General features: G+C 68.3%; 1 protein-coding gene (running past one end of the window). It reads right to left on the reverse strand.

The genetic code is table 11. The features are described 5' to 3' along the window. On the reverse strand, positions 1 to 25,715 hold the 3' portion of the coding sequence (locus tag I004_RS36460; RefSeq protein WP_051345509.1) for a lonely Cys domain-containing protein. 4,990 nt of this gene lie beyond the right edge of the window; 25,715 of the gene's 30,705 nt are visible here — the last part of the coding sequence; its start codon lies off the right edge, out of view; the stop codon is at positions 1 to 3.

The following is a 25,715-nucleotide window of genomic DNA, read 5'->3' on the forward strand; positions in this document are numbered from 1 at the left end:
TCACGGCACGCTCGATCCTCCGCCTCCGGTGCTGCTGCCCGATTGGCCGGACTGGCCGGACTGCGAGGTGCCCTGCGGCCGGTGAACGTAGCCGGGTATCTGGGGCGGCGGTGGTGGAGTCACTACCGGCGATTGCCAATACAACGGGCGCCAGGATGGGTTCGGGTCGCCGGGTCCGGGATACAGCAGGATCTGCCCCGGTGCCTGCAGGTCGGTGGGGTGCGGACGGACCTCGATCAGTCCGGTGAAGACCCAACTGACCCGGGCCGTGTGGTCGGAGTACCGCTGTGGCAGCTGCGAGCCCGGGACTCCGAGGCTGGAAACCAGGAACACCAGCGGTATCTCCACACCGATGCGCTGCTCTGCCGCGGCGTTCATCAGTAGTTCGAAGATTTCGGCATCGTTCGTCGAGACGGCACCGCCCGGCAGATGCATGACCCGCTCGCCCATGCCTCCCGTCTCGAAGGAGATGCCATAGGCGGAACGCCGATTGCCGTTCTGGCCCGTGGCGATCCACGGCGCGGTGTCTTCGCGAAGCCCGCCAGGCCCCGCCCAGAACACCTTCGTCATGTCGATGCCGTTGGGCAGCGGCGTACCGGCCCAATTGAATCCGGCCCCGGTCGGCGTCCGCCACTGCCGACGATACGCATCGCGCCTCACCACCAGGTCGAGCGCCCCGATGACGGCATCATCCGAAGCGTCGCGGCCTGCCGCAGCGGCCATGGCCCTCAGTTGGGTCAGCATGTTCCGCTGCACGGCTGGAGAGACCTGCCGATCGGTGTGGAATGCAGCGCGGAACCTGGCCTCCAGATCGCCCGGCGGCAGGGTGCGCTCGATCTGCTCCGCCCGGACCAGAGCCCAGTACGCCTTCGACGTTTCCGCCGGAGAGAGCTGCTCGTCGGCCCGCCGGCCGGTCAACTTCCGGACAAGGTCCTCGCCATCGCAGTCCAGGTACCCGAAGGCGCTCTTTTGCGCCTTGTCGGGGAACTCCTTGGTCAGGGAGGCCCTCGGGTCGGCGTTCAGAAGCCGCAATGCCTCCTCGAATGCGGCCTCATAGTGGCTCTCCGTCAACTCCGTCACGTTCGGGCCGGCGAGTGCGCGGGCGACGTGTTTCAACACCTCTATCCGGAAGGGGGTGAATCTGGGCAGCGGGGAGTTGTTGAACATCTTCGCGAGCGCGCCGATGCCTCGCAGCTTCTTCTTGTAGGCGTCCTGATCATCCTGCTTGTCCGGGTCGCCCTCGACGAACGGGCCGAACACCTCGCGCAGCGCCAGTACCAGCCGCCTCATCTGCTTCAATACCGCATCTGGGATCTCCCCCGACCCGCTGTGCAGGCCCGCCTCCCGCGCCAGCTTCTTCAGCTTTTCGGGCCGCCCCGACGGCAGGTGGATGACAGCGCGCCCCAGTTGCCCGGCCGCGGTGGAATTCTCCGTGAAAAAACCGTCGTTGGTCGCGGTGACATGGGTGTGGCCAACAACCCCGCGGTCGCTCATGTCGGACGTCGACTGCGCGAGCGAATTCCCCTCCAGGGGGTCGTCGACAAACGGGACCGGCAGACGTTCGGGCCTCAGTGGCCGGTTCGGGTCGCCCGCTGTGGAGGCGTAGCAGACAGCGAGATAGATCCAGAAGTCCTTCGGCAGCTCCCCCACCTCACGCGAAGTGGCGATGATGAAAGCGGCCGTCGCGGCGTCCACCCATACCGCCCGGCCCTCGGGGGTGACGAACATGGCTCCACCAGGCACCCCGTGGGCGCAGATGACGAAGAACGGGAAGGGAAACCTCATCGACGTCTGGGCGAGATGGAATTCCCCCTGATACCCGGTGGGTCTGAGGGTGTACACCACCGTGGTGCAGCGCTGCAGCTTCTGGGCGCGCATGTCCCGTCGGCGCGGCTCGTCGTCGCTTGCCGTGAACATCGTGCCGGTCCGCTCGTTGTAGTGCACGAGCGGCCTGCCGCGGACCTCGGTGAACACGAAGCCGTCCAGCGCCTTGTGGGGGCGCCGTGCGCGCGGCTTCCGGTTCGGGTTCGGGTCGATCGCCAACCAGCCGCCGACCGGCGCGGACTCACCGGTGTCGTTCAGCCCGAGGAGGTGCTCGCGACGGGTCCCGTTGCGTAGCAGGCCCCAGTCACTGGTGGGAATCCACACCTGCCTGCCGGCGTCGCCCCGCTGCCGAGCGGCATCATCGCGCCCCAGTTGAGGGTGGATGTCCAGAGCGTCGGCGACCGCATACGCAAGGTCGATGTTCTCCACCGCCGCATTCGGGATCACCAGCAGCACCGGCGTGTCCTTCGGCAGATCCCGCAATTTCGGGTCGGCAGCCAGCACATCGGCCAGGGTCTGGGGATCCATGATCCGCGCACCGGTGCCCGGGTCCTGAGGAAGATGCGCCAGATCGGGGTGCTCCTCCAGCGGCTCCGACAGCTGATGCCCGTTCAGCATCTGACGGCCGTTGCCGTCCATCTGCCCCTGACCGCCGATCAACAGCCCATGGCGGTGGGCATGCCCCGCCGCGACCGTATACGCGGTGGCCGGCCATGACACCGTCACGCCGGCGGGGATGTCGGACACCTTCTTGGGCCGTCCGTTCTCCATCACATAGCGGGCCATCTGCCACGGCATGACGCGCTGCACACCTTCGACCAGCCAGCTACGCCCCTGCGCACGGTCCTTGGACGCTCCAGTCACTGACGTCTCGTCCGACAGCAGCGGATGCGTCGCCGCGTTGTCTACAGGCCGGTGACCGAGTGCGGCCAGGGCGATGCTGGTCGGCCCCGCGGCAGGCGGGACGAGCGTCGCCGCAGAAGATGCTGCCGGGGGCGCCCACGACACGGACTCGAGCACCGCGAAGGCATGCGTGCTCCCCGGCGGCAGCATCCCGGCACCGGCCGAAGACGAACCAGCCTGTCCCGCCCACTGCACAGCCTGCCCGGAAGACGCGGAGAAGCGGGGAAGCACAGCCGCGCCATGCCGCCCATACGCCGATACCGCACTCCCCTCGAAAGCTGCACCCGGGAAATGCCGCACATCCGGAGCCCGGTCCGGCCCCGCGAGAGACACCCGCGCCTCCATCGCGCGCGCATACACCGACACAGCACTCGGGGGAGCCGAACCCGTCTCGTCCTCGCTGTCGGCGTCGTACCCGTCCTCGAAGCCGGTGAGCGCGGACGCCCCGCCCGTCGGCACGGGACCATGCGACCGTACTTCCGATGCGGGGCCCGGCCGCTCAAGGCCGCGCGTGTCCGCCGCTCCCGAGGAAGCCGCCTGTGCGGAGCCCGAGGGGGCGGTCTTCCCGTATTTCTTTGGGCGCTTCCAGGTGGTCTTCTCCCAGTGACCCGGGGTTGTTGCACCGGGCGCCGGCATGACCCGGATCCTGTGTCCCTTCTCCGGGTTCGTGGACCTCGCATCCAGTCTGGCCCGGCCCGTCCAGAGGTGGGTGTCGATACCGATGTCCTGGGAGAACTGCTCCAGGCCCGGCATCGCCTGGCCACCGCTCCCGGTGACCAGGAAGGCCACCGCCGCTCCTCGCGGCTTCACCCATGGCCAGTCGGAGTTGACCCTCAGCAGCGCCAGAAGCTCCTCTTCGGTCGCGTACACCGTGCCCCCGCGAAGCGGCAGAACGAAGTGGCCGGTCTGCTCGTCCCGTTCGACGTACACCACGTACGCGTCGCTACCCCACCGGGGCCGTTCCCGCGGCCCGAGAGATCCGTCCTTCCCGACGGGCGTAATCCGCTTCGTATTCACCCCATGTGACAGATCCTGACGGACCCAGTTGACGCCACGCGGATCCTTCAGGGTGCCGATGAGGAACCGCTCGTCGAAGGCGCCACGGTTCAGGAGGTTGAAGGCCCCCAGGGCGACGTCGTCCCATATGTCCCAGTGGGCGGCGGCCGCCATCGTCATCAGGCGCATCAAGTCACGCATCAAGCTCTTACGTGTCTTCTCGTCCCACTGAGCCGGTTCGGACCTGTGCAGCACCCGGCGCGCCAGCTTCCCGGCCTCCTCGGCGGACAGCTTGGAGCGCCTATTGCCGGAAGCGACCATGGCCCACAGCGCACGGGCAGCCTGCCCCCGGTCCAACTCAGCGTCGTCCCCCAGCTTGAGGATGTGGCGCACCACGCGCGTGCTGGTGTTCTTGAGCTCGCCGACGGCCATTCCCAGAAGGTCGACGCCGCGGCGGGCGTCCGCGCCCAGCCACGACTCGGGATCCGCCGTAAAGGCAGCGCTCTTGTCGCGCTTCACCCGTTGAAGGGCGTCCTCCAGCACATCCTCGACCGCGTCCGGGTCCAGCTCACGGTCCGAATCGACACCGATCAGCAGGCGTAGCAACTCCATACGGAACGGAGTGAGCCGGGCCAACTCCGGATCGTTGGCCCGCATGCGCTCCACGGCACCCATGCCGGCGAGCAGTCTGTTGTACCTGGCGCGGTCCTTCTCGACATCCTGGCCGAAGACCCGGCGCATCGCACGGCCCAGCCGCTCGGTCGCCCTCAGCACGGTCAGCGGGACCTCACCGTCCCCCTTCTTGTGCAACCCCGCGATCTCCGCCAGCCCGGCCAGTTCCTTCCGCCGCGGCTCCGGATAGGCAGTCTCCTGACCACCGCGCCCATCGGGGGCATGCACCACCGCTCCGGTGGTGAGGGCGTCGTTGGTGCTGGCGACGGCAGGCATCCCCCTCAGATTGGCCCTGTGCTGGTGGAGCGCCGTGGTGTCCAACGGGTCATCCACAAACGGCACAACCGGCTCATGCGGCGCCTGACCCAGCGGTGTGTTCGGGATCGCGGAGCCCGAGGCGCCTTGGCAGACCAGGGTGATGGACTTGGAGCCAGGCGCCGCCTTGCCACGGCCCTCGGGCCAACTCTCCACGTACCGGGCAGCCTGCTTGGCATCAACCTGCTGCACTTGGATACGCCCCTCGATACGGACTGCGAGATCCGCCACTCCGGAAGCGCCGTGTGCGGTGAACAGGCCCACCGGCTGCGAAGAGGGTCCGCGATACAGCACCTGTACGCCATCAGTGGTGAAGGTGATGTGGTCGATCTCCTTGTGCTCCGGGTACCGGCGCAAGTTCTTCTCAGCCCTCCGGTCCTCGTCGAGGGCAGCGGTCGACTCGCGGCCGAAAGGTGACCCGTCGGATCGGACCAGCAGCTTGTCCACCACCTGGCTCGCCCAGAACCACGTGTCTCCGTCCGTGTCCAGCATCCGGAAGTCCTTGGGTGGTTCGCCGGGCAGAAGCCGGGCCCAGTCCCCATACGGCTTGCGCGGGTCGCGGTCGACCGTACCCAGGAAGTGCCTGCCTTTGTCCTCCACCAACGAACCGTCAACGGTCTGCGCCCAGACGTCACGATCCAGACTGTCGGCCAGACGCTGCCCCGGCGAGTAGAACCCCGACGCACCACCTCGCCCCGCCAGCACCACCGGGACCCTCTTGCCCGCCCGGTCATCCAGCTTCTTCAACACCGGGTCGTTCGCGATCTGTTGCCGCAGAACCGAAGCGTCCACCGGCTTGCCCTTAACGAGCGGGGCACCGTACTCGTCGAAGTCAACGGCCAGGATGTACGCATGCTCCCCCCACCGCGCAGAACGACGCTCATGCGTCTTCCGCGGCTTATGGCCAGGCCGGATCTTGTAGTGACGCTCTCGGCCGACCACCACAGGGCCCACGGTCCGGCCCGTCAGATTCCGCCCGACCGACAATGTCTTCGAGCCGGGAACACCGCCCCTCAACTGAGCCTGCAACAACGGCAGTTCTTTCAAGGTCCGCGGCATGGGAAGACCCTCACCAGGAACTTTCAGTTCGTCCTTCTTGCCGTCGGTGTCGTAGCCGTCGTACTCGCTATCGCTGAAACCGATGCCGCTGGCGGAATCGGAATCGGTGACGTCAGAATCACTGGTGTCCGATTCACTGGCATCGGAATCGCTGACGCCAGAATCGCTCCCACCGGAATCGCTGACGTCCGAATCGCTCCCACCGGAATCACTGACGTCCGGATCACTCCCATCAGAACTCGTCCCGGAGTCGGACTCATCACTCGACTCCGCGGACGCATCCGCGCTCGTCAGATGCGGCATGGAAGGAGGCACGGCCGACCTGCTCAACAGGGAAATCGACGACTCACCGACAGGGGCAGCACCGTCGTCCGGCTCGGAGACGTCATCTGACTCGTCCTCGGAGGAGAAGTCCATCTGAGCACCGGACGAGTCGTAATCGGGCTCGGACAGTTCCCCGTCCTCAGGGGCGGGCGGCTCGGACGTCGGACCCACAGACGGGGAAGAAGCCGGTGTGCCGGCCGAGGGAGGCGTCCACGGGGTCTTCTCCCAGTGGCCGGCCGTTCCGAGCACGATGGTGTACGGCGAATCGGAATCGGAGTCGTCGTCGTCACGACGGGAGAACTCGGCTGTGCCCGTCCAGAGGTAGCTGGTGCGACCATTGTGGTGGTGGAGGTCCTGCAGGATCGGCATCGTCTTGCCGCCCTCGCCGGTGACCACGAAGGCAACCGGCCCCTTGTAGGGCGTGGGCATCTGCCACCAGTCGGGGTTGACCTTCAGCAACGCCAAGAGCTCGCCTTCGGTCGCATACACCTCGTCCTCGCCGTCCAGGTGCAGGACGAAGTAGCCCGGCCGCGCGGCCCGTTTGAGATACACGACGTACGCGTTCTCGAAACGATCGCCCTCCCACGGGGCGTCCAGAACCGACCCGTCGCCCTGGACGACTGTCTTCGTATCCACGCCGTTGGGGAGATCCTGATCGGTGAAGTTGAAGCCGTTCAGTTCGCTGCGGGTGCGGATGCGCCGCGACTCACCGAAGGTGCCGCGTTTCCAGAGGTCGAAGGCACCGAGCTCGTCGGCGTTCCGAATGTTCCAGCCGTGGGCGGCGGCCTGCCATATCCGCCGCTCCAGAGCCTTCACATCGCCCTGCTCCACGTCGTCCTGATGCAGCACGTGGCGCGCCAGCACCTCGACCTCATCCGCCGGCAGTTCGGACAGCTCGGCCATCCTGATGCGAGTACGAACCCCCGCCCACAGCACACGGGCCCGATCCGCACGCTCCACCCGAGCACGGTTCTTCATGCCGAGGATGCCGCGCACCAAACCGTCGCCCGCCCTGCTGAGCTCAGCGACAGCCTCCCGCAGCAGGCCGAGACCGCGACGGCCCTCTGCGGTAGGCCACGAGTCGACGGCAGTCGAAATACCCGCGCTCCGACCGCCCTTCACCCACTCACGAGCGGCCCCCACCACCTTCTCGACCACGTCCAGATTCAGCTCGCTGTCCGGATCACCACCGGCCAGCAGGCGCACGAACTCCAAACGGAACGAACCGAGCCCTGCCAGATCCAAGTCGTCGGCCCGCAAGAGCTCCAAGGCACCCATACCAGCGAACAGTTCGTGATATCTGGCACTATCCTGCTCGATATTGTCATCGACGATGTGCAGCGCACGAGCCAGTCGCTGGGTCTGCTTCAGCACAGTCAGCGGCACCTCGCCGCCTCCCGCGTGCAACCCCGCAATCCCCGCCAACTCCGCCAGCTTTTCCCGCCCCGGCTCCGCATCGGTGGTGACCAAACCACCCCAACCGCCATCAGCAGAGTGCACAACCGTGCCGTCGGTCAGGGTGACAAGGGGGCTGCCGATGGCAGGCAAGCCCCATTTGGCCAGGCGCTGGACGAACGACACGGTGTCCAACGGGTCATCCACCCACGGCACCGGCCGATGCGGCACAAGATTCAGCTGACGGTGCGGGTCCGAAGCGCTGGCGCCATAGCAGGCCATGGCGTGCACCTTGAACTCCCGCGGCAGCTCGTTCCGCGCCCACTTCGCCCGCAAAGCAGCCACCTCAGGCAGGCTGGCCACAAACCGGGCAGCCTCCTTGTCGCTGACCCACTCTTCCCTCTCAGCTCCATCGATATCGACGACCAGCAGCACCTTTCCGGGGGCGGAGTGTGCGCTGAATACGTACTCCTCCAGTGGCGAGGAAATCGGCTCGCTGAACAGCTTCTTCAGACCCTCAGTGGTAAGGGCCACGTGTTTGATCACCTTGCGGCCCAGGTAACCCCGCAGCCCCCCCTCGCTGACCCGGGTTTCGATCTTGACCGACTCGCGGCCGAAAGGCTTACCGTCAGGTCCGACCACCAGCCGGGTCCGCACTTGGTGCGCCCGGATCCGCCTGCCATTCAGCAGCCTGATCCAAGGATCCCGGACAGACGGCTGATCGGACTCGGGTATCGGCTCAACCCCAACCCAATCCCCATACGGACTCTTTGGGGCCTCGCCGACAATGCTGCTGACGAAGTGTTCACCGTTGTCTTCCACCAGCGCCCCGTGCCGGGTGTGCGCCCAGACCTTACGATTCAGACCATCGGCGAGGAACTGCGCGGGCGAGCGGAGCCCCGAGCCACCACCCCGCCCCACCAGCACCACCGGCACCCTCTTGCCCGCCAGGGCATCCAGCCTGCTCAACGCCTCGTCGTCAGCAATCCTCTGCCGGAGACTGGAGACATCCGCGGGCCGGCCCTTGACGAGCGGGTCACCGTTCTTATCGAAGTCAACGGGCAGGAAATACGCCACCTCACCCCACGGCGCAGAACGCTCCTTCGCCTTCTGCCGCACGCCACCGCGGTACGTGCGAACCCGTCCCGGCACCAACCGCGCCCCTACGAGCCGGCCCGAGGGATCCCGGCCGACCCACGCCCTCTTACGGTCAGGGCCCAACTCCGCCACGAGCAGCGACTCTTTGAACCGCCTCTTCGACACCACCACACCGTTGCCGGACACCTCGGGGGCCTCATCCCCCTCACGCTCGTCAACGCTGTACTCGCTCTCGGCCTCGGACTCGTCGCCCGCCCCGGCCTCATCGGACGAAGCCCCCAAGCCCGACACAGCCGAACCCGAAACCGCAGCCGACCTCCTCAGCCAGGACGAGTCCGGCTCGCCCTTGACCAGGCCGTCCGGGTCGATGAGGGCGTCGCCTTCGGTTCCGGAGCCCACGCGGCTCTCGACGACACCGCCGTCCGCCGTATCGCCCGAGGAATACCCCGGACGCGGGTCGGCACCGAGGGAGGCATCAGTCTCGCCGGCCCGGCCCCCGCCGGCCCCGCGCCTGGCCGCCGCAGAACGCGAAGGCCCCGGCGTGGATGACGTGGACGCAGAGGGACCCAGCGTCGTCCCGGGAGGCGTCCAACCGCCCCCACCCCCGTGGCCCGGCGCTCCGCCTGTACTGCCCGACTGACCGGAATGGCCCGGCTCCGGGGTTACCTTCCACCCCGCCGTCTTGTCGCGCGCCGGCCTGAGCACGATGGTGTACCGCGAGTCGGAGGCGTCGTCCGAGTCCGAGCGGTCGTCCCAGTCCGAGTCCGAGTCGTCGGCGGCGTTATGGGAGAGCTCGCCTCTGCCCGTCCAGAGGTAGATGTGGCGACCGTTGTGGTTGTAGAGCGACTGCAGGATCGGCATCGTCTTGCCGCCCTCGCCGGTGACCACGAAGACCACCGGCTCCTCGCCCGACTGGGGCGCTTCCCGCCAGTCGGGGTTGACCTTCAGCAACGCCAGAAGCTCGCCTTCGGTCGCGTACACCTCCGCCTCGCCGTCCAGTTGCAGGACGAAGCAGCCGGGCCGCGCAGCCCGTTTGAGATACACGACGTACGCGTTCTCGAAGCCGGCGACCTCCCACGGGGCGTCGTCCTCCGACAGGACCTGGAAAACCGACCCCTTGTCCTGGAAGACGGTCTTCGTATCCACGCCGTTGGGAAGGTCCTGGTTGGTCAAGTTGAGGCCGCTCAGTCTGCCGCCGGTGCGGATGCGGCGCGACTCGCGGAAGGTGCCGCGTTGCAGCAGGTCGAAGGCACCGAGCACGTCGGCATCCCAGATGTCCCAATGTGCGGCGGCGGCCTGACGCATCAGCCGCTTCAGCCCCTCCACATCGCCCCGCTCCGCAGCGGGCCGATGCTGCACGCGAGGTGCCAGCGCCTCGGCCTCGTCCGCGGACAGTTCGGAGAACCTCGCGTCGGCACGGACCATCGCCCACAGCACACGGGCACGATCCGCCCGGCGCACCCGGGCGCCACCCTCCATACCGAGGATGTCGCGCACCAGGCGGTCGCCCGCCTGGGTGAGCTCGTCGACGACCCACCGCAGCTGACGGCCGGCGGGGTCGTCCGCGCCCAGCCGCTGGCCGGGGGGCGCCGTAAGACCGACGCGTCGACCGTCCTTCACCAGCTCACGAGCGGCCCCGAACACCTCCTTCAGCCGGTTCGTGTCCAGATCGCTGTCCGGAGCAGCACCAGCCAGCCAGCGCAAAAGCTCCATGTGGAACGGAGTAAGCCGCGCGAGATCCGGGTCGTCGGCCCGCATGCGTTCCACGGCACCCAGACCGGCAATCACGTCGTGGTACCCGCCGAGATTCTCCACGTCCTCTTCACTCATGCGACGCGCCGCACGAACCAGCCGCAGAGTCCGCTTCAGCACGGTCGGCAGCACCTCACCCTTGCCGTCGTGCAACCCCGCGATCTGCGCCAACCCCGCCAGTTCCTCCCGCCCAGGCTCCGAATAGGCGGTGACCGAACCACCTCCGCTGCCATCAGGCAAGTGCACGATGTCGGCCCCTGTGGTGGTGACAAGGATGCTGCCGATGGCAGGCATCCCGCTCCCGTTGGCCGTGTGCTCCACGAACGACGGGGTGTTCAGCTCGTCATACACCGGCGGCACCCGCTTATGCGGCGTAAGAGCCGGCGGACGGTTCGGGTCCGCACTGCCCGTGGCGCCATAGCAGGCCAGGGCGTGCACCTTGAAGTCATGCGGCAGCTCGTTCCGCGCCCACTTCGCCCGCAGAGCAGCCACCTCCGGCAGGCTGGCCTCATACCGGGCAGCCTCCTTGGCACTGACCCACACGACCCTGTCGGTGCCGTCGATACGGACGACAAGCTGCACCTTTCCGGGCTCGCCGTGTGTGACGAGCAGGTACTCCGCGGGCGCCGACGAGAGTGTCTCGCTGTACAGCTCCTTCTCGCCACCGGTGGTGAAGGTGATGTGTTTGATCACCTTGCGGGCCAGGTGCCCCCGCAACAGCTCCTCGTCGGTTCGGGTTTCGTCCGGGCGCGACACACGGCCGAAGGGCTTACCGCCGTGTGCGACCACCAGCCGGGTCACCACCTGGTCCGCCCGGAACTGCGTCTTGCCGTCCAGCGCCGTGATCACGTTGTTCCCGGCGTGCTGCCGATCCGGCTCGGGTATCGGCTCGATCCCGGCCCAGTCCCCGTACGGGGTGTCCGGGTCGTCGTCGATGGTGCTCACGAAGTGTTCGCCGTTGTCTTCCACCAGCGCCCCGTGCTTGGTGTGCGCCCAGACCTTTCGATCCAGCTCATCGGCGAGGAACTGCGCAGGCGAGCGGAACCCCGAGGCACCACCACGCCCCACCAGCACCACCGGCGCCTTCTTCCCCGGCCCCGCCAGGGCATCCAGCTCCGTCAACACCGGGTCGTTTGAGATCCGTTGTTGCAAGCTCGAGATATCCACCGATTCGCCGTTGACGAGCGGGGCACCGTTCTCATCGAAGTCAACGGGCAGGAAATACGCCACCTCGCCCCACGGCGCAGGACGATCCTCCCCCTGCTGCCACACGCCAGCGCGATACGTGCGAAGCCATCCCGGCACCACTCGGCCGCCTCGCCGGCCTGAGAGGTCCCGCCCGACCGATGCTTCCTCGTCGTCCCAGCCCAATTCGGCCGAGAGCAGCGTCTCTTCGAACCGCTCCTTCGACACGGCCACACCGTTGCCGGACACCTCGGGGGCCTCGTCCCCCTCACGCTCGTCAACGCTGTACACGCTCTCGGCCTCGGACTCGTCGCCCGCCCCGGCCTCATCGGACGAAGCCCCCAGGCCCGACAGAGCCGAACCCGAAACCGCAGCCGACCTGAAGAGAACTTGCCGGTCTTCGGTGAACTCCTCATCCGACTCGGTGTCGGCCCCGTAGCCATCCTCATCCTCGAAGCCGGCGAGCGCGGACGCCTCACCCCTCGGCACAGGACCACGCGACCGTGCGTCCGATGCGGAGCCCGGCCGCTCAAGGCCGCGCGTGTCCCCCGGTGCCGCGGAAGCCGCTGCCTGCGCGGACGTCGAGGGGGCGGTCTGCTCCCAGTGCCCCGGGGACATCGGCAACTCGCCGACCGAGGCAGCGCCATCATCCGACTCAGAGACCTCATCCGACTCATCCCCGGAGGAGAAGTCCACCGGACTACCGGATGAATCGGACCCGGGCTCGAACTGTGCCTCCTCATTAGGGGCGTCATCCGGCTCGTCAGGCGAAGCTTCCACGTGAGGCATGGACGAACCCGAGTCCGCAGTCAGCCTCCCCGCCCACGAAGAGACCGGTCCCCACTCGGCTTGGTCGTCCGGACCGACAGGGGCGTCGTCATCGGTCTCGGGGCTGTAGAGGGGCGCGGTGTCGTCATCGACCGGCCCCCGCTCCAGGCCCCGCGAGTCCGCCTCAGAACGCGACTCCGTGGATGCCGAGTCCGTGGGCGAGGAGGGGCCGAGCGCCGTGGGCACACTCCAGGTGGTCGTCTCCCAGGCACCCGCCGTTCCACTTCCATCGGGCTTTGGCCTCAGTCCGATCCTGTACGCGGGGTCCTGGGCCTGGGCGTCCGCGTAGAGCTCGACTTCGCCCGTCCAGAGGTGAGTGTCGCGACCGGTGTGATCGGAGAATTGCTGCAGGCCCGGTATCGTCCGGCCGCCCTCCCCTGTGACCAGGAAGAGCACCGGCGCCCTCTTTTGAAGGACGCCCCCCTTCCGCAAGTGGGGGTTGGCCTTCAGCAACTCCAGAAGCTCGCCTCCGGTCACGGGCACCCGCTCGTCATCAGGGAGGTGCAGCACGAAGTGGTCGGACGCCTCTCCCCGTTCGAGAACCACGACGTACGGGTCGAGCCTCCATGGCGGTGTACCTGGTGAGGTCGACCCGTCGTCCGCCACGAGGAAGGGCAGTAGCGTATCCACGCCGTGAGGAAGCTGCTCGGCGCCCCAGTTGATGCCCCGAGGTTTCCTTTGGCCACCGATGCTGAGCGACTCGTCGAGGGCGCGGCGTTGCACAAGGTCGAAGGCGCCGAGCGCCGCGACGCTCCGTACGTCCCAGTGAGCGGCGATGGCCTGCCGCATCAGCCGGTTCAGCCCTGCCACATCGCCTTGATCCATGTCGTCCTGATGCAGCACTCGGTCCGCCAGCACCTCTTGCTCGTCCTGGTCCAGCCCGCGGAGCGTCAGATCAGTGCCGACGATCGCCCACAGCGCACGGGCACGCTGCGTACGGCGCACCCGAGCGCCGGCTGATATGCCGAGGATGTCCCGCACCAGGTGGTCGCCCCCCTGGTCGAGCTGTTCGACGGCGTCCTTCAGCAGGTCGGCCATGCCGCCCGTAACCAACGGCGCGGGAGCGGTGGTAGAGGTGGTGAGACCGGCGTCCGGGTCGGCGTCTACCTGCGCGCGAGCGATCCCCAGGACCCTCCGGTACGCGTCCTCACTTGGTTCGCTGTCCGGACCGACACCGGCATGGTGCTGAGCCAGCCGGCGCCACAGTTCCATACGCATCGGGGTGTGCCGGGCCAGGGGATCGTTGACCAGCAAAAGGTCCAACGCACCGATGCCGGCGAGCAGATCGTCGTAGTCGGAGCGACCCCCGACATCTTCGCCGAAGACCAGGACCACCGCACGATCCAACCGCTGCATCCGTCGCAGCACCTTCGGCGGAACCGGGGCATCCGGGTCATCCCCCTCATGCAGGCCCGCCCGCTTGGCCAGCTCCGCCAGTTCCCCCCGCCCCGGCTCCGGGTTGGCGGTGACCAGGCCGCCACGGCCATCGGGCGCGCACCTCACGTTGTTGGTGATGTAGGCGGTAAGGATGCTGCCGGTAGCGGCCGTCCCGATCGCCTTGGCGGTATACCGCACGAACGACGCGGGGCCGCCCAGCGGGTCATCAACCGGCAGCGTCTGCTCCTGCGGCACCGGGCCCAGCGGATGGCGGAAGTCCACGGCGCTCGCACCATGGCAGACCAGGAAGCGCCCCGGGAGGTGCACCTGGTAGCCCGGCGGCAGCTCTCCCCGCGCGATCCTCGCACGCAGAGCGGCCACCTCAGGCAGGTTGCCCACAAACCGGGCAGCTTCCTTCCCCTCAAGCGACAGCTCCTCGATGCGTCCGCTGATACGGACGGCAAGCTGCACCGCTCCGGGTTCGGCGTGTGCGGAGAAGGTGAACCCCGCCGGCTGCAAGGGATGCGTCTCGCTGTGCAGCCGCTGCTTCTCCGCGGCTGTCGTCACGACGGTGTGATGGGTCACCTCATGGTCCCAGTAACCGCGCAACGTCTCCTCGTCATACCGGTCTTCGTGCATGTGGCTGGTCGACTCACGGCCGAACGGCACGTAGTCCTCTCCGACCAGCAACCGGGTCTCCACCTGCCTCGCCCTGAACGAGGTGCCACTCCGCGCCCGGTACCAGGTGTCGCCGGAAGGCAGTTGATCGAAGTCGGGTATCGGCTCGACCCAGGCCCAGTCACCGTGCGGGCGCTTCGGGTCGGTGTCGACGGTGATCAGGAAGTGTTCGCCGTCATCTTCCATCAGCCCCCCGACCCGGGTGTGACCCACGGCCGGACGCCCCAGCTCATTCGCGAGTTCCTGTGCCGGCGAGAGGAACCCCACTGCTCCCCTCGGCATCGCCAGCACCACCGGCACGGGCCCGTCCTCACCCGCCTGAGCCTTCAGGACATCCAGACGTGCCAGCACCGGGTCGCCCTTGATCTGCCGGGCCAGACCGCGGATGTCCACCGGCTCGCCATCGACGACCATGTCGCCATACTCATCGAGATCAACGGCCAGGACGTAAGCAAACTCACCGCCCGGCCCGCGACGTTCCTCCGCCATCCGCCACGTTCCGTTGCGAACCTCATAACGGCGATGCACGCCCGGCACCACCCGGTCCACGGGCTGGTCCACCGGCCGGTCCCTGAGATCCCGCCCGACCGGCACCGTCTCCTGCCCGCCGGCCCCGCCCAGCTCAGCCATGAGCTCTGGCCACTCAGGCAGCACCCTCGGCCACGGATCGCTGTCGGACTCGGAGTCGTCGACGTCGTAGTTGCTCAGCACACCCTGGCTCAGCACCGACTCATCAGAGTCGTACGCGGCATCCGGTTCAAGGGACGAAGTGCCCCAGCCGCTCGGCGCGGCTGACGTGGAGAAATCCGGATCGGCAGCCGACCTGCTCTCCCGGGGAAGTGGCGGCTCACCATTCCGTACTGCGTCATCCGGCTCGCGCTCGGAGGAGAAGCCCCACAGGTCTTCGGGTGACTCACCGGGCTCCTCCCACTCGCTCTCGGCCGCGTACCTGTCCTGCTCGAAGGAGGTACGCGCGGAGGACGGCGTCTGCCGGCTGGCGCGGCTCCGGCGGGCAGGTGCCCGGGTACCGTGGCCGGAGCTGAGCCCGCTTCGGCGCTGGGACTTCAGGCTGTCGCCGTGACCGTCGTCCCGCACCTCCGACTCGGCCCCGAACCCGCCGTCACTGGAGCCGCTGACCTCGCGCTCGCTGAACACGGAGGCACCGGGGTCGGGGCTCCCGATCGACTCGGACTCGACATCGCCCAGGGAATTTCCCGGACGCGGCTCGGCGCCGAGGGGTACCTCGGTCCCGCCGTCCCGGCCCCGGCCGGCGCCGCCGCGCCTGGCCGCCGCAGAGCGGGAAGGCCCCTGCGTGGAGGGTGCGGATGCAGAGGGGCCGGATGTCGTGGTCCGCTCCCAGGTGGTCCGCTTCCAACTGCCCGGGTTTCCAGCGCTCTGGGACCTGAGCACGATGGTGTGCGGCGAGTCCTTCCTCCGGTAGAGCCGAGCTGTGCCCGTCCAGAGATGCGTGTCGCGACCGGTGTCCTGGGAGAACTGCTTCAGCCCCGGCATCATCCCGCCGCTACGCTCTGTGGTCAGAAAGACCACAGGCGCTCCTTCGAGACCATCGCTCTCGTCCCCCCAGTGGGGGTAGGCCTTCAGCAAGGCCAGAAGCTCGCCCTCGGTCACGCGCGCATCGACGCCGCCCGGGAGACGCAGGATGAAGTTGTCCGGCCGCGTGTCCTCGCGGAGGTACACGACGAACGGTTTCCGGCGGCCCCACGGGGGGTCTTCCCGCTTGAGGGGCGACGGCCCGTTGTTCTCGGAGGTGACGACGAAGACGTGCGCCGTATCCACGCCGTGTGGAAGATCCTGGCCGCTGAAGTTGATGCCCTGGCGGTCGTCGTCGCCGCCGATCTGGAGATCGACGTCGAAGACACCGCGTTGCACAAGGTCGAAGGCGCCCAACGCGTCGGCGTCCCGTATGTCCCAACCGGCGGCAAGGGCCTCCCGCATCACGTCCTTCAGCGCCTCCATGTCGCTCTGGCCCGTGTCGGGCGCGTGCAGCACTCGGCGCAGCGCCTGCCGCTCCCCCTCGGACAATTCGGAGAGCCTCTGCTCGACACCGACTATCGCCCACAGCGCACTGGCACGGTGATCACGGGTCACCCTGCCGTCCAGGTCGAGGATGTCCTGGACCAGGTCGTCGCCCTCCTGCTTGAGCAGGTCGATGGCGTCCTGCACCAGCTGAGCCGTACCGTTCGACCCCAGCCGCGGCTCGGGAGCCGTGGAAGTGGTGGTGAGGCCGGCATCCGCGTCGACGGCCACCTGCGCACGGGCGATCCTCAAGACCTTCCGATACGCGTCCTTGCTCGGCTCCCGGCCCGGATCGCCACCACCCAGCCGCCGGGCCAGCAGCTCCCACAGCTCCATACGGAACGGGCTGAGCCGATGCTGGTCCCAGACGTTCGACCACACACGCGACAACGCACCGATGCCGGCGAGCAGTTCGCCGTACGCGGGATCCAATTCGACATCCTCGCCGAAGACCCGCCGCAGCGCACGAACCACCCGCAGCGCCTGCTTCAGCACCGGCCCAGGCCCCGTACTGCCCTCGACCAGCCCCGCAACCCGCGCCAGCTGCGCCAATTTCCCCGGCCCCGGCTCCGGATTGACCGTGACCTCACCGCCGCGGCCATCAGCCGAGTAATTGATAAAGGAGCCTGTGTAGGTGGTTAGGAGGCTGCCGGTGGCGGGCAGCCGGCTCACGTTGGCGACGTGCTGCAGGAACGACACGGTATCCAGCGGGTCATGCACCGGCGGCACCGGCTCGTGCGGTGCCGGATCCAACCGCCGGCTGGGATCCGCGGCCCCGGCGGCACTGCAGACCGGGAGGCGCACCTTGACAGCCCCCGGCGGCAGCTCACCCCGCGCGACCTTCTCCCGCAAAGCAACCACCCCGGGCCGGCTGCCCACCAGCAGGGCGACCTCCTTGGCGTCAAACGACAGTACCTTGACCCGTCCGCCGGTAACGACAGGCAAGTCCACCTCGCCGTAATCGCCGTGTGCGGAGAAGGCATACACCGCCGGCTGCGCGGGCCGCGTCTCGCGCCCGCGCCCCACATACTTCCAGCCACCGGTGGTCATGGTGATGTGGTGGAACACCGTGTGGTCCCGGTAGCAGCGCAGCCCCTCCTCGGCCACCCGGTGTTCGTGCATCTCCACGACCGACTCATCGCCGAAGGACTCTCCGTCAGGTGCGACCAGGGGCCGGATGTCCACCTGATCCCACCGGACCTTCGTGCCGTCCCTCGCCGTCAACAAGCGGCCTCCGGCAGGCCGTTTGTGGGGCATCGGGAGAAACCGGGTCCAATCCCCGTACGGGCGGTCCGGCTCACGGTCGACGGTGCCCAGGAAGAACTGATTGCCGTCTTCCACCAGCCGCCCGTCCCGGCTGTGCGCCCAGACCTCACGATTCAGCCCATCGGCGAAGCGCTGCCCCAGCGGGTAGAACCCGGAGGCCCCGGACTTCACCGCCAGCACCACCGGCACCCTCCGGCGCTCCCCCGTCCAAGGATCCGTGCCCGCCCGATCGTCCAACGCCTCGAGCACCCAATCGCTGTCGATCTGCTCTATCAGATCCTCAACATCCACCAGGCTGCCGTCAACGTGCAGACCACCGTCGTCATCGACATCAACGGGCAGCACATACGCCAACTCACCCCACCCCGCAGCGCGCTCCTCCGCCACCCGCCGCACGCCATGACGCTCCTCAAATTGCCGATGCAGCCCCGGCACCACCCGGCCAATCGACCCGTACGTGAGATTCCGACCGACCGGCACCACATCCGAACCGCCGACCCCGTCATCCACCTCAGCCGTCAACAGCGGCTTCAGCGACACAGGAACCACGTAGCCCATACCGGACATCTCCGAGTCGTCTTCCGCCTCGGAGGGAGTGCCGTAACCGCTGTAGTCGCTCTCACTGAACTCGGAATCGTCGGCGTCGTCATCCTCCGGGAACTCGTCCTCGCTCACGTCCGGCATGGAGACATCCGCTGCGGCAGCCGACCTGCGCCTCCCCAGAGCTGACGGCGCACTGGCCTGGAGGGCCTCCTCGTCGGCGTTGCCGGACTGGCCGGTGAGCGAAGCAGACGCCCCCGCTTCGTCCTCGAAGGAGAAGGATTGCGGGTCTTCGGGAAACTCCTCATCCGACTCGGTGCCGGTCCCGTAGCCATCCTCATCTTCGGAGGAGGAGTCCACCGGACTACCGGATGAATCGGATCCGTGCGGCTCGGACTGTTCCCCCTCATCAGGGACGTCAGCCGACTCGTCTTCGGAGGGGAAGTCCACCAAGAAAAGAGAACCGGATGAATCGGACCCGGGCTCGGACTGTTCCCCCTCATCAGGGGCGTCATCTGAATCGTCATCGGAGGAGGAAGACTCGGACGTCGAACTCACTGACGAGGAAGCATCCGATGTGTCAGGTGTCTCGGGGGTCTTCTCCCAGTGACCGGAACTCACTGACGAGGAAGCATCCGATGTGTCGGACGACCTTGGGATCACGATGATGTACGGCAAGCGGTCGCCCGAGTCGGAATCGGAGTCGGAGTCGGAATCGGAGTCGGAGTCGGAGTCGGAGTCGGAGGGAGGTTTGGGCGAGAAGACCTCTACTCTGCCGGTCCAGAGGTAGTTGGTGCGACGGTTGTGGTGGTGGAGGTCCTGCAGGATCGGCATCGTCTTGCCGCCCTCCCCGGTGACCACGAAGACCAACCCCTCCTGGTCAGGCTCGGGCTCTTCCCACCAGTCGGGGTTGACCTTCAGCAACGCCAGAAGCTCCCCTTCGGTCGCGTACACCTCCTCCTCGCCGTCCAGGTGCAGGACGAAGTAGCCCGGCCGCGCGGCCCGATTGAGAAACACGACGTAACGCTTCTCGTCGACGTGAGTCCACGGGGGGTTCTTGATGCCCCAAGCGACCACCCCCGATTGCACGACGTTGGGAAGATCCTCGTCGGTCCAGTTGAGGCCGCTCGCTCTGCCCTCGGCACGGATGCGGCGCGAGTCGCGGAAAGCACCGCGTTGCAGGAGATCGAAGGCACCGAGCGCCTCGGCGTTCCGAATGTTCCAACCGTGGGCGGCGGCCTGCCGCATCAGCCGCTTCAGCCCCTCCGTATCGGCCTGCTCCCCATCGGACTGGTGCAGTACGCGGCGCGCCAGCGCTTCGGCCTCGTCCGCGGACAGTTCGGAGAACCTCGCGTCGGCACGGACCAGCGCCCACAGCACACGGGCACGATCCGCACGGTGCAACCGGCCCTCCTCCTTGCCGAGGATGTCGCGCACCAGACCGTCGCCCGCCCGGGTGAGCTCGTCAACGGCCCGCCGCAGCCCGCGGCCGGCGGGGTCCTCTGCGCCCAGCCGCTGACCGGGGGCCGTCGCATGACCGACGCGTCGACCGTCCTCCACCAGCTCACCAGCGGCCTCGAACAACTCCCTGACCCGGTTCCAGGCCAGATCGCCGCCCGGAGCAGCACCAGCCAGCCAGCGCAAAAGCTCCATATGGAACGGAGTAAGCCGCGCAAGATCCCGGTCGTCGGCCCGCATGCGCTCCACGGCGCCCAGACCGGCAATCACTGCGCGGTACCCGCCGAGAACCTTCACGGCATCCTCGCTGAAGAGCCGCGCCGCACGAACCAGCCGCAAGGTCCGCTTCAGCACAGTCGACAGCAACTCACCCTTGCCGTCGTGCAACCCCGCGACCTGCGCCAGCTCCGCCAGCTTCTGGGGCCCCGGTTCCGATTCGGCGGTGACCTGACCACCCCCGCTGCCATCAGGCAAGTGCATAACCGTACCGTCAGCGCTGGCGGCAAGGATGCTGCCGGTGGCGGGGAAGCCCCTCTTGGCCAGACGCTGCACGAACGACGAGGTGTCCAACTCGTCAAACACCCACGGCACCCGCTGGTGCGGCACGAGAGCCGGCAGATGGTGGTCCAGGTCCGTGGCACTCCTGGCGCCATAGCAGGTCACGGTGTGCACCTTGAAGTCACGCGGCAGCTCATTGCGCGCCCACTTCGCCCGCAGGGCAACGGCCTCGGGCAGGCTGGCCTCATAACGGGCAGCCTCCTTGGCACTAACCCACACCTCCCTGTCGGTCCCCTCGATACGGACGACAAGCAGCACCTTTCCGGGCTGGGCGTGCCTGACGAGTAGGTACTCCCCGGGCGCGGGCGCCGAGGAGAGCGTCTTTCTGTACACCCTGGCAGCGGCTCCTGCGATCATCCTGCCGCCCAGGTACCCCAGAAACAGCGCCCCGTTGTCCCCGGATTCCACCGCGAACGAGACCCGGCCGAAGGGCTTACCGACGGGTCCGACCACCAGCCGGGTCACCACCTGGTCCGCCCGGAACCGCGTCTTGCCGTCCAGCGCCGTGATCAAGGTATTCCCGGCGTACTGCCGGTCGGACACGGGTATCGGCTCGATCCCGGCCCAGCCCGCATACGAGCTGTCCAGGTCTTTTGCCAGGGCGCTCACGACGTACTCACCGCCGTCTTTCACCAGCGCCCCGCGCAGGGTGTGCGCCCAGACCATACGATCCAGCCCATCGGCGAGGAACCGCGCAGGCGAGCGGAACCCATACGCACCATTCCGCCCCACCAGCACCACCGGTGCCTTCCCCGGCGCCGCCAAGGCATCCAGCTCCGTCAACAACGGGTCGTCGGCGATCCGGTGCCGCAAGCTCGAAATATCCGCCGGACTGCCGTCGACGAGCGGGGCACCGTCCTCATCGAAGTCAACAGCCAGGACATACGCCACCTCACCCCACGGCACGGAAAAATCCGCATCCGAGACCCACCAGCCACGGGGATGCCGCGTGCGAAGCCACGGCAGCAACCGGCCCCCTCGCCGACCCGAAAGGTCCCGCCCGACCGACACTTCCACACGACCCGGGCCCAACTCGGCCGAGAGCAGCGTCTCCTCGAACCGCTCCTTCGACACCGCCACGCCATTACCGGACGCGGCGGGGGCACCATCGACCTGGTCCTCTCCATCGCTGTACTCGCTCTCACCGGACTCGGACTCCTCACCGATCCCGGGGGCGCCGCCCAGTTCAGCGCCGGCGGCAACCTCGCCACGCTGGTCGACCTGCTCGAGCTCGCCGGCCCGGCTGGTCTCGACTTCCGACGCATCGCCGGAGGCCGCCCCCGCAGGACGCGTGTCGAGGCCGAAGAAGGTCTCGACGGGCTTGGCGGGCTCCGGTGCGGCGGCGGGCTGTGTCGTGTGCGCGGTGGTGGGGCGTGGGCCACCGTTCCGGGTGGAGCCGCTCTGGGTGGGCCGGGCCGGGGTGGGACTGTTCCAGGTGTAACTGTTCGGGTCCGCGCTGTTCTGCGTGGGCGGGGTGGGCTGGCTCAGGGCAGAGCTGCCTTGAGGGGAAGTAGTGCCGGTGCCGGCCCAGCGGCCGTGGTACCGACCGCTCTCCGGCAGATACAGGAGGAACTCCTCCGGTCCGCCGTCTGGTCCGGCCTGCCACTGCCCACCTTCGGGGAGCAGCACGTTCACTCGCAGGCCGAGCACTGCGGCAGCGGCTGCGAGGGTGAGCCAGTCGGTACCGTCCGAATCTCCGCCGTTCCGTATCTCCTCGATGAGGGCGGCACGTTGGTCGTCGGTCTCCGCCTGGATGCGTGCATCGCCGCCGGGGATGGTGAGCTGGTGGAGCCGGTGCCAGTACAACCACCGGGACTCCTGCCGCTCCCGGTCATCGTCGAGCCGGTCGGCGACCAGACCTCGCAGCTCCTGCACGCCGGCCGGCCAGCTGTGCCCTGCCAGCGTCGCGGTCTGGGCTGCCGCAACGGCGATGAAGGCCTGCAGTACGGAGTCGCTGCCGGCCGGCACGGGGCGCGGCTCCAGCCCCCGGCCTCGCAACTGGTCGTCCTGCTGTTCGCTGATGCGGAGCGAGTCGGCCGGTTCGTCGTCGAGGTCGTCGACATCGTCGGCGACCCGGTGCACGCCGCCGGCTGAGGGCTCCCGTACATCGAACGACTCACGCTGCGGGGCGTGTTCACCCTCGCCGGAGGTCTCCCCCGCTCCCCAGTCCTCCGATACGCCGTTGGAGCCGCTGTCGCCGTCCTCCCAGTCCTCCTCCCAGTCGCCCTCGTACCCCGCGTCGTGCTCGTCCTCGAAGGACGACTGCGCGTCTTCGTACTCGTCCTCGGGGAGCGGCTGTTCGTCGTCCGCCGGGGCGTGCAGCCTGCGCGGGATCAGCGCCTTGAACGTGTCGCCGTCCAGCAGCAGATGGACGGCCGGGCGGCCCAGCTCGGGCTGCGGGTCCTGGACGTCCAGTCCGTCGGGGTAGTAGACCAGCTCGCCCTGGCCGGGGATCATGACGCGTACGTCGACCCCGTGCCGGCGGGCGAAGAGCTGCGGCATGAAGTCGGAGGCGGCGTTGTTGTACCCCGCATCCGGCACACCCGCGACCTGCTCATTCCCGCGGCGGGTGAGTTGCAGGGCCAGCAGTGCCGCCCGCTGTCCGGGGGTCAGCCGCACGTTCGGGTGCAGCCTGCCGTCCTGCTTGAACTCGGACCGGTGCCGGTCCTCGAGCGTCACCTGTGCCGTGGCCAGTTCCTTCTCGGTGAAGACATCGCCCACCTCGGGGCCGACCCAGTTGTCCGCCAGCTTCGGGCGCCGGCGCAGCTCGTCGACCAGCGCCTTGCGCACCCCACGGGCGCGCCACTGCGCCTCACCGTGCCCGTAGGGACTCCCGGCGTCGTAACGGCCCAGTTCGTGCAGGGCCTTCAGCCCCGCGTCCAGGGACAGCGGCAGACCCTCGCCCTCCGTCGTCTCCGGGTGCTCGGCGTCGTGCGGGTCATGTACGTCGTAGACGGTGCCGTCCATGTCCACGTAGCGGGTGACGGGCTCATCCGCACCGCCGTCCCGCTCCACTTCGCCACGGACCGGCGACTCCAGTGCCTCGTCCAGTGCGATGGCGCGCCTCTCCGCCTCGGAGAGGTCCCTGGTCGGCCGTGTCGCGGGGAACGCGGACGGTTTCGGCATCTGCTCGTCGGCGAAGTCGAGCACCGTCTGCTTGACCCGGGCCTCATGCAGCCCCTCGGTCAACCGATGGAGACGTGCCTCGAGTTGTGGCCTGTCCTCCTCCTTGACGGGCCCCGGACGGAAGACGCCGGGCCAGGGCTTCTTCAGCTTGTTGCGAGTACGCGGGCGAACCTCTTCCAGAGCGGCACGGGCCTGTTCGACCACCCGGGAGAGCTTCTCGACCTCTCCCGGACGCACGTCGACCAGGCCGCCGTCGCGGAGCCTGGCCGCGGCGTCCCGGTGGACGCGGGCGGCGTCGGCCTCGCCGCCCCACTCGTAGACCTCCGCCCAGTCCTTCAGGTCGTGCACATGCTGGTCGATCTTGCCCTGCATGTCGCGAGCCTTGTCGACGGCGGCGACCAACGCGTTGTGCCGGTAGGCGATCTTGCCGCGGAGCAGCGCAGCGCGATCCTCGTTCCCCTCGGTCTCTGCCTGGGCGAGTTCGGCCCGCAGCACCCGCAGCGCCCGCCGCAGGCCGGCGGCCTTCAGCCACTCGCGCACCAGGTCGTGCCGGCCCGGCATCCGGGGGCCGGCCCAGAAGCCGCCGTGCGACTCGGCCAGCATCACCAGCCGCTGTATGTCCCTGTCCCGATAGGGCGGGAGGGCAGGTTCCTGCTCGTACGTGGACGGGCCCGCGGCCGGATCGGTCTCTTCCCCGGCCTCGCCCGGGTCCGCGACGAGGTGCTGGTGTGTGGCGAGGGTGGCGTCGGCCTCGTCCGGGGTGTAGGGCTCCGGCTCGGGCGACCCCTTACGGGCAGTCTTGTCCTGCTGGTACCACTCGAGTTGGCGCTGAGCGGCCCGCTTCGCCTTGACGTACTCCGTCGACAGCCGCTCGTAGCTGTCGCGTGCGACCGCCAGGTCCTCCAGGTGCCTGGTCAGCCGGTCCTCAGCCTTCCAGAAGCGGTCGGCCATGTTCTTGCCCGCGGCGGGATCGGCGGGCAGCGGCCCCTCCTCGCCCTGCCCGGCCTTCCCTGCCTCACTGAGCAGGTCGAACAGGTCCTCGTAGTCGCGCTCCACCTGGACCACGGCGGCGCTGTGCACCTGCCATGCCGCGCCGGTCCGCTCGTTCAGATCAGTGACGTGGTCGAAGGCCTTGCCCATCACCTCCTGCGGGAAGTTGTCCTCGTGGATGAGGCCGAACTCACGCGCGCGCTCCAGGGGAACCGCGGCGACGAATTCCTCAGGGACCTCGGAGTCCGCGGCGAAGCGCTGCCCGCGCTCGGGGGCCGACGGCCGTCCACGGTAGATGCCGCGCAGCGCGGCGTCGCGGACCCGCTTCAGGGTGCTCCTGATGACGCCGCCCTCCACCCGCTGCGTCATACGGCCCTTGACGATCAGCACGCGAGGGGCTTCGTCGATGCGCAGTGTCTGGGTACCGAGGGTGCGGTCGACGTTACTGCCGCTGCCCGCGCTCCCGCCGAGTCCGGGGAAGTTGTCGCCGGGGACGACGTTGCCGACGGTCGGGTTGTCGGACCCCACGAAGGCGGGATGAAAGGCCAGGCCGGAGTCGACCGCGAGGCCCTCCTCCCGCTTATCTGTGGTCTTCCCCACGTTGAGACGTTCGCGGTAGCTGCCCAGGCCGTCCGTCACCGTGATGATCTGCGGTGTGCCGTCCGGACTCAGGTACCACGTGATCTTCCCTACCGCCGAGCCGAAGAGATGAGCGTCGTACAGCGGGGGAAGTTCCGAACCTTCCGGGCTCAGCGCCTCCGGAGCCTTGTTGAGCCCCAGGTCGGAGCGGAGCATCCGGTCCACGATCTGGCGCGTCACGGTGCCCGGCTCCGTCAGCGTGCTGTGGCCGTGCCCGCGCCTCCGTGGGTCGAGGCGTCTGGCGGCCCGGCTCCACCATGAACTCCCCTTGCCGGACGTGCCCGTGGCATTCCGGGCGGCCGGGCCGGTTTCGGATGTTGTCGGACGTGTGCTGGACCTTGTGCCGACCATGCCGGGGCCCGGGGTTCCCGCGGCGTGGTTGAGAACTTTTTCCGCGGCCGCCGGGTCGCCGGGCGCGTAGTACAACGCGACCGTCTCGTCCTCCAGCATTTTGGCCCAGTGTTCCTGCTCCGGGCCCCGGCCGCTCCCCGTCTCACCCTCACGTATCGGCTCGACGGTGATCGTCCGCGGCGCGGAATGGGCGGGTCCGGACTGCTCGGGCTCGGACGTGGCCGGTTCTGCCGCTTCCGGCAGACCCGGCTCGGACTGCGCCGGCTCGGCCGATTGCGGCTCCGCGGGCGCGATCAGTGCCTCCGGCCACAACTCGACGAGCTCACCGGCTGACGCCGCCCCCT

It is taken from the genome of Streptomyces sp. TAA486 (assembly GCF_000426165.1).